The sequence below is a fragment of the Nostoc sp. NMS7 genome (assembly GCF_017115085.1).
Lineage (GTDB): Bacteria > Cyanobacteriota > Cyanobacteriia > Cyanobacteriales > Nostocaceae > Nostoc.
The window spans coordinates 1-11697 of the sequence record NZ_JABXKJ010000022.1; the positions used below are offsets into that span (position 1 = coordinate 1).

General features: G+C 38.8%; 11 protein-coding genes, 1 pseudogene and 1 CRISPR repeat array. Of the genes and pseudogenes, 6 read left to right on the top strand and 6 right to left on the bottom strand.

Features of this window, described 5'->3' with window-relative positions; all coding sequences use genetic code 11:
- The 5 genes from HWQ38_RS01575 to HWQ38_RS01595 form a co-directional block, all read right to left on the bottom strand.
- Window positions 1-244 (bottom strand): YbaK/EbsC family protein (locus HWQ38_RS01575; RefSeq protein ID WP_292789484.1); only part of this gene is annotated, 244 nt, incomplete at its 3' end.
- Window positions 245-265: 21 nt separating this feature from the next.
- Entirely contained in the window at window positions 266-670 is a 405-nt protein-coding gene (locus tag HWQ38_RS01580; protein WP_292789486.1) for a type II toxin-antitoxin system VapC family toxin, read from the bottom strand.
- Window positions 667-921 (bottom strand): hypothetical protein, encoded by a 255-nt coding sequence (locus tag HWQ38_RS01585; RefSeq protein ID WP_292789488.1) that lies wholly within the window; start codon window positions 919-921, stop codon window positions 667-669. Before HWQ38_RS01585 ends, HWQ38_RS01580 begins: the two co-directional genes overlap by 4 nt.
- Before the next feature lie 49 nt (window positions 922-970).
- Window positions 971-1375, bottom strand: coding sequence for a hypothetical protein (locus HWQ38_RS01590; RefSeq protein ID WP_292789489.1), 405 nt, complete (start codon window positions 1373-1375; stop codon window positions 971-973).
- Window positions 1376-1445: 70 nt separating this feature from the next.
- Window positions 1446-1703, bottom strand: coding sequence for a hypothetical protein (locus HWQ38_RS01595; RefSeq protein WP_292789501.1), 258 nt, complete (start codon window positions 1701-1703; stop codon window positions 1446-1448).
- Between the two features lie 617 nt (window positions 1704-2320).
- Here HWQ38_RS01595 and HWQ38_RS01600 point away from each other — a divergent pair.
- Genes HWQ38_RS01600 through HWQ38_RS01615 form a run of 4 tightly spaced genes read left to right on the top strand, consistent with a single transcriptional unit; the run spans window position 2321 to window position 7721 of the window.
- The gene (locus HWQ38_RS01600) at window positions 2321-3163 is read left to right on the top strand and encodes a hypothetical protein (RefSeq protein ID WP_292789491.1); all 843 of its coding nucleotides are present in this window, start codon (window positions 2321-2323) and stop codon (window positions 3161-3163) included.
- A gap of 2 nt (window positions 3164-3165) precedes the next feature.
- On the top strand, window positions 3166-4425 hold the full coding sequence (locus HWQ38_RS01605) for a BREX system ATP-binding domain-containing protein (RefSeq protein ID WP_292789493.1): 1260 nt from the start codon (window positions 3166-3168) through the stop codon (window positions 4423-4425).
- 3 nt (window positions 4426-4428) lie between these two features.
- Window positions 4429-5625 (top strand): BREX system ATP-binding domain-containing protein, encoded by a 1197-nt coding sequence (locus tag HWQ38_RS01610; protein ID WP_292789495.1) that lies wholly within the window; start codon window positions 4429-4431, stop codon window positions 5623-5625.
- Window positions 5625-7721: a DEAD/DEAH box helicase gene (locus HWQ38_RS01615; protein ID WP_292789497.1), complete on the top strand. Its 2097-nt coding sequence runs from the start codon at window positions 5625-5627 to the stop codon at window positions 7719-7721. Before HWQ38_RS01610 ends, HWQ38_RS01615 begins: the two co-directional genes overlap by 1 nt.
- Window positions 7722-8403: 682 nt before the next feature.
- Window positions 8404-9109: a CRISPR direct-repeat array (repeat unit 37 nt; unit sequence GTTTCAGTCCCCGTGAGGGGATTTGGTTATCGGAAAC).
- A gap of 261 nt (window positions 9110-9370) precedes the next feature.
- Here the strand turns inward: HWQ38_RS01615 and HWQ38_RS01620 are convergent.
- Window positions 9371-10330, bottom strand: coding sequence for a hypothetical protein (locus HWQ38_RS01620; protein ID WP_292789498.1), 960 nt, complete (start codon window positions 10328-10330; stop codon window positions 9371-9373).
- Between the two features lie 467 nt (window positions 10331-10797).
- On the opposite strand from HWQ38_RS01620, the gene HWQ38_RS01625 reads away from it, so the two are divergent.
- Both HWQ38_RS01625 and HWQ38_RS01630 read left to right on the top strand, forming a co-directional pair.
- A complete protein-coding gene (locus tag HWQ38_RS01625) occupies window positions 10798-11112 on the top strand; it encodes a hypothetical protein (RefSeq protein ID WP_292789500.1) in 315 nt (104 codons plus the stop codon).
- Window positions 11113-11219: 107 nt separating this feature from the next.
- Window positions 11220-11697, top strand: a pseudogene (locus HWQ38_RS01630) (hypothetical protein); the annotation flags it as partial.

Below are 11697 nucleotides of genomic sequence, written 5' to 3' on the forward strand. Positions count from 1 at the left end.
CCTTCCGGTTTCCTGAAATTCGTGCCAAGGCTTTTAAGTCCAACTGAGCATTTCCTGGCACAATAGCAAAACAAATACCTGTTGTGTCACCTCTGACTACTAAAGTCTTAAAAACTTGCTCTGGCGGAAGGCCAACTTTGTGTGCTGTAGTCTCAGCTGCCAGATCGTCAGGATCTACCTCATAAGTGAGAATTTGGTATGCAATACCTAGTTTATCAAGTAGTCGAGCAGCATTGGTTTTCATTCAAGTCCACAAAAGATATTATTACTCTTGCTCCCAATCTTCAATCACCAGTCCACTAACGCGACTAAATTCTCTCGTGTTGTGCGTGACTAATGTTAAGTTATTCACTAGCGCAATTGCGGCAATCTGCAAATCATAAGGCCCAATTGGTGTACCAAGCATCCCTAACTCTGCCCGAATTGTGCCAAAAGCTCGAGCTGCCCGATCATCAAAAGGCAAAGATACAAAATTATTTAAGAATGCTTCTTGTAATGTTAAAGTCCGTGTGGGATTATTACTTCGCATTGCACCATAAAAGAGTTCGGCTTTTACTACCGAACAAACAACGATGTCTGCTGGTGATAGCGATTCTAACCTCTGCCTCACAGCAGACATAGGACGATTCAGATAAACAATGAAAGCATTGGTATCTAACAAATATCTCACTCTAATGGCTCCCTAGTGTCATACTCACCTTGGGGATATCTTTGAATTGGGTCATCCGCTAATGATCCAGCTGTTTGTTCAAAAAATCCGGCTGGCCATCCTAATTCTTCTGGTGTTTTTGCGGGTGCTGATGGTTCTAGCTGTTGATATATTACTGTTACTTCTATTTCTTTGTCCGTTATCCCCAGTGGAATTTCTAAATGTAAGATCCCGTCAGATCCTATGTGAGAACGCAATTTGATACTTTGCATTACTGTTTTCTCCTACTTGCCGATTCATTTGGAATTATCTAGCACATCATCAAGTTAAAGGCTGGACTGGTAAATTTGCATCAATCTCAATCAGGGTGATTTTGGCATTTTCAACTACCATATTTCCCAGTAGCGTGTCCTGCATCGCTTCAAATTTAGACTCTGCTATCCCAATCCGTTCATAATGTAAAATCACATGATAATGCTTTTGTATTGCTTCTCCCGACTCAGAACGCTCTATTGCAAGCCAATCTTCGTTTTGTCGTTCCTCGGCAATTTGACGATATTTACTGGCTAAATGTTCTAATGCAATGGCTATAGCGTGTTCTTCGGTTTGACCACAGCAACGAATTTCATCTGTGGGCTGGTCAAGAGAAGACGATAATTGACAAAAATACTGTCTATTATTGTCAGCTTGAACGTTAATTGTGATTGTCCTGGTGATTGAAGTCATATTCAGTTTGTCAGAAAACCGATGACCTTTGGATTTTAACAGAACTGTATGCGTATTAGTCGTTAAGGGGTTATCTTTCTCTGTATTCAAACTCCAAAACGCTCAATAATTTCTCTTCCACAGCAGTAAGATAAGGGCGATTCACTTTACCCAATAACTGCAACAGACTTTTGACTGTCTCCTCCAACGCACTAGAATACACCCGACTGATGCGTAGGCGTAGCCCGTCGTAGACATCGCAGATCATCTGCATCTGCTCACATTCTTCAGGCAAGTATTCGTAAGATTTCAGATGTTTCAGCCCAACAGTAAACTCACTATCCCACATTCTCACGGTGCAACTGAACTCATTCACTGCGCTAACAATCGCCCAGCACTTGCCCTTGCCTCTAAGTCAATACAGTTCAGTTAAGCATTTTTTCTTCTCTCTGTTTCCTCTGCGTCTCTGTGGTTCGTTAAAAAAATTGACTTTGATAAAGAGTTTGAGCCTTAACTGAACCGTATTGGACTCTAAGTTCGGGATTGTCCTTAGCAAGGATTTAGCAGACACAAACTCACCTTTGGGCTAAAGGATACAGAGTCAACACCCTAGTATCAAGCAGGTTTCTAATAAATGTTGCGGATCAGAAATCAATTCCAGAGGCGAACTGTAAACCAAATTTTGTTTATGAGGAGGAGGCGATCGCTGTAGTTTATGATAGCCCCGATAAGCGCAAGCAAGACAAGATCGAGAGGGATAATCTTAGGTATAATAATGGTTACATTGTGGTATATCTAAGCCATGATGAAAATTGGCTAACAAAGTTAAACATTTTAACGAGTTTGTAATCCAATAATTCGTATTTATTATTCTTACCCTTTATATTTTGTCAATTAATTGGGAATAATAAATACAAAGCATAGATAATTTTCTTATTGGTAGAGGGATAAAAATTAATTTAATTTATGACAGCAGCTAATCCATTTGCAGAATCAATGTTACAAATTGCCCAAGAACAGGTAGCAAATGCTACCCAAGAAGCGCAAGAAATTCAATTAAAAGCTGATAAAGCAACACGTATCCAAAAACTTTTGGAAAACATCACTATGTTTGCAATCCGTGGCTGGATACTCCATGTTTTAAATGTGATAAACAAAGAAAAAACTTTGTTGGATGAAATGAGGCATGAAAATCATCCTGCTATTACACTATTAAATGAAATCTTTGAAATATCACAAAAAAAAGCAGCATCAATCAAACTATATATTTCTTTCCCTAGTGAATTAGAAAAAGCTTGTGCTACAGCTAATTTATCTTTAGACAGAGACGCTCATCATCCCAACTATAAATTTGAGAGAGGATTCTTTCAACTTTATATAGATGATCAGAAGAAAACTGCTAAATTGTCTAATTTTGAATCAAATAAACTCTTTAATATTCCTGCTGATATTGAGGCTGTAGTAGAAGCTATCCAGCAAGACCATAAGAGAATTTTTGATCGACCCTTTGATGATAAAAAGTTTTTAAAGAAATTACGTAGTCATTATTTAGCAATACTAAAAGCGAACAAACAGAAAGATGGGGCTAGTGTTCCAATCCGACATATTACTCGCCGTTTAGGAAAAAATGAAAAAGGTTTTCGGACAGATGAGTTCTTAATTGATTTGTCCCGTTTAGTTGAAAAAGGGGAATTGGAAATAGATGGTTGGAGAATGGATTGCCAACAAACTAAAGATACAACTCAAGGAATGTATCTTCATATTGAACCAAAACGTTATATAGGCTCACTTGTATTTAAAAAGGTATAATTATGGAAATAAACGTTGTTCAAATTATTGAATCGCTTCGTAAAGGTATACCGCCAGAACGAGGAGTTGATTTGTATTCTGTCGGAAACGATAAATTAATCGAAGGCATAAAAAAATTTCATTTAAGTGGAATAAGAGAACGTGGTATTATCCGTTTTACAAGTGGCTCATGGGGTGCAGGCAAAACACATTTTTTTAGGTTACTCAGGGAAGTAGTTTTTCAACATGAATGTTTAGTTTCCACAGTACAGTTGAACGCTGATGATGCTGCACTCAATAAATTTGAAAAAGTTTTTTACTCAATAGTTCGTAATATTTCAACTCCTGAGTCATTCTCTAGCGACAGAACAAGTGAAATAGCACCTTTTGGACAAGTATTGCAAGAGTCTTTGGCTTACCTTGGTACAAATAAACGTTTACTTAGTAATCACTATTCCTATCCTGAATATATTAAAGCTAAGGAAGTACTCATGCTCGAACGTAGCATTGACATCGATTTTAAAAAGATGGTTCAAAAGTATTGGGAAACTTTTCTGCCTGATGCTCCAGATGTAGTATTACAACAGCAAAATCGTGAAGAAATTCTTCAGTGGTTTAGTGGCGAAGGTAATGTAGCTACATATCGTAGACGATTTGATGTTAACAAAATTGTTAATAAAGATAATGCTAAGTTAATGTTGCAATCTCTAGCAGGATTTGTTCAACTTTCTGGCTATAAAGGCTTAGTCATTTTGTTTGACGAGGCAGAACAAGCTTATTCTATTATGCGGAAATCTTCACTCAGAGATGCTCATAATAATCTTTTATCTCTAATCAATAATATCGAATTACTTAATGGATTATTTTTAATTTACGCTACTACTCCTGATTTCTTTACTGACCCCAAGCACGGAATTGTAATATATGGTGCTTTGGCGGGAAGAATCGGCAAGCCTGAACCGCGCAAACCACGAGCATTAGACACTATTTGGAATCTGGATGAAGTTGAGACTGGATTAGCAGATTATCAAATTGCTGCGAGAAAGATTTGCAAAATTTATACTAGTGCATATCCAGAGGCAGGACTACAATTACCTTCCTTAGAAAAGGTTGGAAGTTTTGTTGAAGAGTTATTTGATATTCACCCTGCACTGAGTGGTGTACGCTTTTGGCGCATTCTAGTAACCGCACTTGTTACTTATTTTGATGACCATTTAGAAGGAGAAATTAGAACAGCAGAAACAATATACGGTGATGTGATGGATCGCCTGCGGGAGGAATAGTTTATGAGTGCAGATGCACGACGACTTATAGAATCCCTTCGTTCAGGAATTCCACCTGAAGGTCATGTACGCTATTTCACAGTAGGTAGGCTATCAGAGATTACTGAACTAACAACAAGGCTGCAACAAGGTAAATCTGGGGCATTGCTATTAAAAGCCAATTACGGTTCTGGTAAAAGTCATTTATTGAGATTTATCCGTGAAACTGCCCTGAAAGAAGGGTTTGCTGTTAGTACGATAACACTAGATGCTAAATCTGCTGTCCGTTTCAATCGCATGGATCAAATATTAGGTGCTATTTGGCAGGGATTAGAAGTACCCAATCAACCAGGAAACAAAGGTGTATATCCTTTCTTTGATTGGATATGCCAACAAGCGCGTGATAGTAAGATATCAACTGGTGAAGAATGGCAGAAAATTACTAATAAAAATTACTGGAACTATTCTAAGATTATTGAATCTCCAGCAATTTTTATTGCGATACGTGCTTGGTTTAGTAGTAGATGTGATAAAAACTTAATTCAAGATTGGCTTTATCAAAAAAGTACATATAAAACAACTTATCTTTATCATGAGCTAGTAAATAAAGTTAATGCAAGCTACCGTTATGAGTTTTCAGTAAATGGTAATTTGAATTGGGCTGCTTATACAAGCAAACCACAAATTTTTAGTTTTAGAGATCAGGGATATATACAGTCATGGGCTGCTTTACGAGATATTAAAACTCTCGCCTGTGCTGCTGGTTTACGGGGTTTAATTATTCTTTTTGACGAATTTGAAGATGTTTTATCTAATATCCCAAACATAGGACATCAAGAAATAGCATTTCAAAATTTGTTTCACTTTTTTATTGGTATACAGTTTCATGGAACAAGTTTTTTTGCTGTTACACCTGAATTTATAGACAAATGTAAGTATCGTCTTCTTAGTAAGAATCGCTGGGATTCTAGTTATTTTCAATTAGATAATCTTCCTACTTTTGAAATGACCCCTCTGAATCTAGCGGATTTACAAGATTTAGCTAAAAAAGTTAAAGATATACATGGAATTGCTTATGGATGGAATACTAATTCAAGTCTTATTGAATCAGGCATAATTTCTGTTATTCAAAAAACAGGCAATATCGCAGTTGAAGACCGTACTCGTCAAACTATTAAAGCAGTTATAACTTTTTTAGATGAACAAGTTGAGGAAAATTAATGAGTGGTGTTGATCTGCTAGAACGTGCTGTTGCTTCTGCATTTTATGGGCATTTTTTAAAGCTTCATCCTGCCCAAGAAGCTGCTATTGAACCTCTAGTAAATGGTCAAAATATTGTTTTATCTTCAGGTACAGGATCTGGTAAAACTGAAGCCGTTTTAGCTCCTCTGATCAGTCGTTATTGGCGGCAAATAGTTAGTATAGAATCATTAAGGATACTCTATATTGCACCAACCAAAGCCTTAGTTAATGATCTGGAAAAGCGGCTGTATCCTATATTGAATAAACTTGGGCTTCGTCTAGGTATACGTCATGGAGATCGTGATGATTTAACCTCTGGTAAAATACCTCACATTTTGGTAACAACACCAGAATCTTTAGAAGTACTGATTTTTCGTAAAGATACAGCTCTACAAAGTGTTCAGGCTGTAATTATTGATGAAGTACATCTTCTCTATAATACTCAAAGAGGATTGCAACTGTCAATTCTGCTCCAACGACTCAAGCAAATTATAGAGACAAATCTACAATGGGCAGCTTTATCAGCAACAATTGGGCGGCTAGAAGATATACAAAATTTTCTGTTTGGCAAAAATGAGAATAGTGTTTTTCTAAAATTTTCAGGTCATCGCCCAATTGATGCTCATATACGATATATTACTGATGAGACAAACTTTTTAAACTTGATTATCAAGCTCACACAGGGAATTTCAACTAAACTTTTAATATTTACTAATTCTCGGCAAGAATGTGAACGTCTAGCATCCATATTACAATATAATAAGTATTTTCAACTTTCTATTTTTACACATTACTCCTCGCTTTCTTCCGAAGTCAGGCTAGAAACAGAGCAAAAATTTTTGCAAGCAAAAACTGCTATTTGTATTTCTACTAGTACGTTAGAACTTGGTATTGATATTGGTGATATTGATGCCGTAATTCTTTGGGGAGTTCCAGGAAATGTTGAATCTTTTTTACAAAGAATTGGACGCAGTAACCGTCGTCAAAACAAAACAAATGTTATCTGTTTAATACCAGATATTTCTAAGAACATACTAATTGATACTTTGAAATTTTTAGCATTAATTGACGCAGCCCAAAAAGGAGAGCTACCAGTTCGTTCTCCCTATGAGTTATTTGGAGCTATTGGGCAACAATGCCTGAGTGTTATTGCATCTGATAATGGGCGTTTTACACGGGTAGCTGATTTATGTCATTTATTTGAACATCTGGATTATGTAGAACGCAGCATCGTTGAAAATATCTGTACTCAATTAGTAAATTATAGTTATCTTCAACGGCATGGATTCAAAAACCAGTATGGAGCCGATCATCATTTATACAGACTTGTAGACTATCGATTGATATACGGCAACTTTGGTTCTGGCTCTCGGTCGATAGAATTACGTTATGGCTCTAAAATTTTAGGTGAAGTTCCTGCTGATAATTTACTAAGGGTTAAACAAGGAGTCCTAGTACGTTTTTCAGGCAAGACATGGAGAGTACGTAAAGTTTCTATGGAATATATGATTGTTGAACCAGCCCAGAATCAACAAAATGCAATTGATTTTAACTATTATGGTAAAAGATTAAAGACTGATGCTTTTGTTTGTACTCGTATGTGGCAAATTATCCACAATGATAATTTGTCTGTTGAAATGCTTCATCCAAATTTACGATCAAGTATAGAAGAAAGTATTAATAGACTAAGACATGATTGTAGTCTTGAGCAAATTCCTTATAATAGAACATTTATAAAAATTCGCTATTTCACTTTTGGAGGATATTTAGTCAACAAAGCTATTGCTCTTATAACAAAACAAATCAACTATGAAATTGATGATATCTCTTTATTAGTAAATGCACCAATAAACTGGAAATCTATCCCAAAGAATCCCCAAGAATACGAACAGATTTTTCATTTACTATTTGAGCAATCCTCTGACCAATCTATTTATCAAACCCTACTACCTTTTGAGCTACAATTACGTGAGTTCATCCAAGACTGGCTAAATAATGAAATGATTGCCCATACCTTAAAGCGGTTAAGCTCTTCTCAAGCTATAGAACTTCAATCAAATATTTTTTCTATATAAACATCAAGCCTTTTCAGACGCCAGCAAGATAAAATTGAGCGCGATAATCTTAGCCCTCTCCTAAGAAAACAGAATGATTTCTTTCATCCATATTGGGCGATCCGCTCATGAACAGCTTCTGTCACTCTCCAGCCCATGCCCGATATCTTACAGCACTTACGGCAGCTATGAGGTACATCCTCAAATCTGAAAGCTTTGATAGGAGAGGGTAAGGAGAAAAACTGTATTGCATAATAGCCGGAAGCGCTGTATCACTGTGGAAGATGCCTGCTGCCGCAGATAAACGCGACAACAAAGTGTGATTTGAAGAAGATTTTGGACAGCTTTTGGAAGGAGAAGTTGGACAAGTTGTAAGCTGAAATACCTAAAACTTCGTTAAAGCATTAATCAAGCGATCGCTTTTTTTGGATAAAGAAAATGGACATAGTAACAAAAATGGGAGAAGAACATGGACGCAAATCCATATAAATACTACTCCTAGCTAACTTTTACCTTAAACTTGGATAACTTACTAGCGTTGCGTAGCTTGCCGCCGTAAGCATCGCTAGGGAGCAAAACCTTTATGTTGTATACAGAGAGATAGTTTGAGCCGTTTAGCTTTCCTTTATGTTATTTTTTGGACGTTTTTGGAAGGTAAACTTGGACATACATTTTTGGAAGGTAAACTTGGACAACCTGTCCAAAATCTTCTTCAAGTCACAGATTTGGTTATCGGAAACCAAAGTGCGATCGCTCGTTGCTTCAAAAAGCATCCGAGAGCAGTTTCAGTCCCCGTGAGGGGATTTGGTTATCGGAAACCATTGACTGCCTATGCTCATAATTGGATTGCCGCGAAGTTTCAGTCCCCGTGAGGGGATTTGGTTATCGGAAACTCTCACACTAAGGCTACTGATTTAAGAGTACTGAATGCGTTTCAGTCCCCGTGAGGGGATTTGGTTATCGGAAACGGAAATTTCCTTTGGGTATGAGGTAAATATCGAGATGTTTCAGTCCCCGTGAGGGGATTTGGTTATCGGAAACGCCTTAGAAAACCAGATTGACACAGGGGAAGTGCAGGGTTTCAGTCCCCGTGAGGGGATTTGGTTATCGGAAACTCCAATTCAGACTCTAGGTAGGATCGGAGTTTTTGGTTGTTTCAGTCCCCGTGAGGGGATTTGGTTATCGGAAACGCCTTAGAACTTTATGCGGCGATCGTTAGTTTTGCTGTTTCAGTCCCCGTGAGGGGATTTGGTTATCGGAAACCGCCTTTATCGCCTTTTCCACCATCAGTCCCAGCGTGTTTCAGTCCCCGTGAGGGGATTTGGTTATCGGAAACTTAAGCAGTTTTTTAGATATAAGAAGTTAAATAAATGTTTCAGTCCCCGTGAGGGGATTTGGTTATCGGAAACGCTCCATCTGAAACTGTTATGGAGCATGGTTCCTGGGAAGGTTTTTGGCAGATCGAAAAAAAAGGTCATTTTCAGCCGATCTTATTGCAACTAATTTGCAACTTCCCGGATTAGTGAAACGCTGGAATTATTCAATTGTCAAGGTTCTGGCGATTTTGGCAGATCCCCCAGGGTTTTAGCCCCCGCTTCGACTTGCCAAACATCAAGCTTATTACCTAATCATAAGACGTGTATCTATTATTGTCGAGGTGTTTCTAGAATTCAATCTGTAACACCGTATTCTTTCTCAATCACACTTAACAGCTTCTCCTCCACCGCAGTCAAATACGGTCGCTTCAACTCCCCCAAGTGCTTCAGCACAGCAGTTGGGGCATCTTCTAAATTCTCGTTTTCCCGTAGCCTATGAATGCGATCGCTGATTAACTGCATCTGCTGACATTCCGACTCCAGGTAGTTCAGTGGCTTCAGGTGGTCGATTCTCACGGTGTATTCGCCATCCCACATTGTGACTGTGCAACTGAATTCGCCCACATGGTTGACTATGCCCCAGCATCCTCCTTTACCCCTGAGTTCTGGGTTGTCTTTAACTAATATTTGGCACACTTCGCCGATTTGGTAGGTGTTTGGTACTTTCGTTCTCTCCATTATGCGCTGCACCACATCTTTGACGATTCTACCAGTCGGCACTTTCCCGCCAGCTTGTTCCACCGCCTGTTGCCATACTTCTTGCTGTTCCTGGGGTTCAAGTTTGGTGAGGGGTCGGACTTGTCCTTCGCTGGTAGGCAAGATTTGTAGCTGCTCGGAGTGGACTGTATCAAGATCATCTTCATTTTGCGTCCAATTTGGACACATTTTCATTAGGTTATCAAACACAGCCGAAGCTTCGATTAATCTATAAGGATGACGGCGCTCAAACCCAAACCTGTCCTTGCAATACTCTTCAAAAGTGCTGTGGGTAGAGCGGTACAGTCTGCGATCGCGCAATTCTGCCAGTGCCTTACCCGCCTCAAAAACTGCTCTCTCCACACGCCGCTCTAGGTGAAGGCGATCGCTCTGTTCCTCTTCGGTCAATTCCTCTACTTCAACAGCACTAACCGTAATTGTTGCTGTAGCTGGATTTTCCTCAACAGAGATATCTTCATTTGCAGAATTAACAGGTGGTCTTGAATCACTCTTTGCGGCAGAGGTGGCTTTGTTGGTTCTAGAAGGTGGTTTAGGCAATTCTTAGACTTTTAAAAGTGAAGACCGATAAATTAGTAATAACTCCCGGTTCGCCCATTTTAAATTGAGTTAGAAAAAAGCTGAACGATTTAGTAGGGGTTCTAATTTACAATACAAACGTACTATAATCCCAACTTTGCGCGTAGTTTACCGCCGTAGGCATCGCATAAAAATAGAGTTTTTAGAACAGGGTGGTAGTTCAAGGTAAATTTAGGGGAATGGCTAAAACCATTGCTACACCTAGCTTTTCTGTTTTTCGGCAATTTCTCGAACTCCAAAAAAAATGAGCGAACCGGGAGTAATAAGTTAGTGTCACCTACCATATTTGAAGGATTGTACAATTTCACGTTGGGCGGTCGCTTTTAGTTTTGAGGTGATTGCCATAAAAGTTTAGCTTTACCAAAGATTTGGAAAGCTTTTACTGTGAGTGATTTACTCTTTACTAGCATCACTTTATCAATTATATTATGAGTGCGTCAAGTGACACTAGTAAAGAATATATTATGTTGGAACTAGATTTAATTACGACTGTCGCGTGGAAACCAGCTTTTGGAGAAAAGTTGAAGCAAATGCGTGGAAAGCTCTCTAGGCGTTCACTTGCCGAAGAAATTCAAGGACGGTTTGACTATAAAGTTTCTCAGCAATATATTCAGCTTTTAGAAAATCCTAATATGCCCAAAGCCCCGCAAAACGTGTCTTTTCAGTTGCTTAGGTATATTTGTCAGGTACTTGAGCATGATGTGCAAGAAGTTTTTGGCTCACCCAAAATTATATCTCAATAATTTATAATTAGCAGTTGACTTTTATAAGTGGGACTAGTAAATTAATAAGTATGAGTTTCAGCTTCGCTGAACTGAAATGAGATTCAAACTCAAAGCAAAAGAGCGTCGTGCTACTAACACAACGCCCTTTTGTTCATCCAAATTCAAGGCGACCGCCACGGTCTGGACAACTATTGCGATCGCCTTTTTGTATTACGGAGATTACCATTATGACCCATCCAACCTACACACAGCAACCCCTTTGCCGCTATAACCTCAAGAGCCTCAAAAGAATCGCTGCCGAACTCGGTGTTACACCCACCGGAGACAAAAGAGCGGCCCAAACCTGGGTAAACGCAATCATCACCCACCAATCAACCCAGCTTCAGAAAGTTGACAACCAAGACATCGCTCAAGCCGAACTCGACAGCTACATTGCTGACCAAGCCCAAGCCATAGCTCCCGAACCCCTCACAATAGTCGAAATCTCTTTTGACCATCACGAATATTACGCTGATGACAAACCGGTAGCCACCATCACCCATGACGACAACCACTTAACGCAACGCTGGGTAGTCATGGTCAACGGTAAAGAAGTATTTCGTG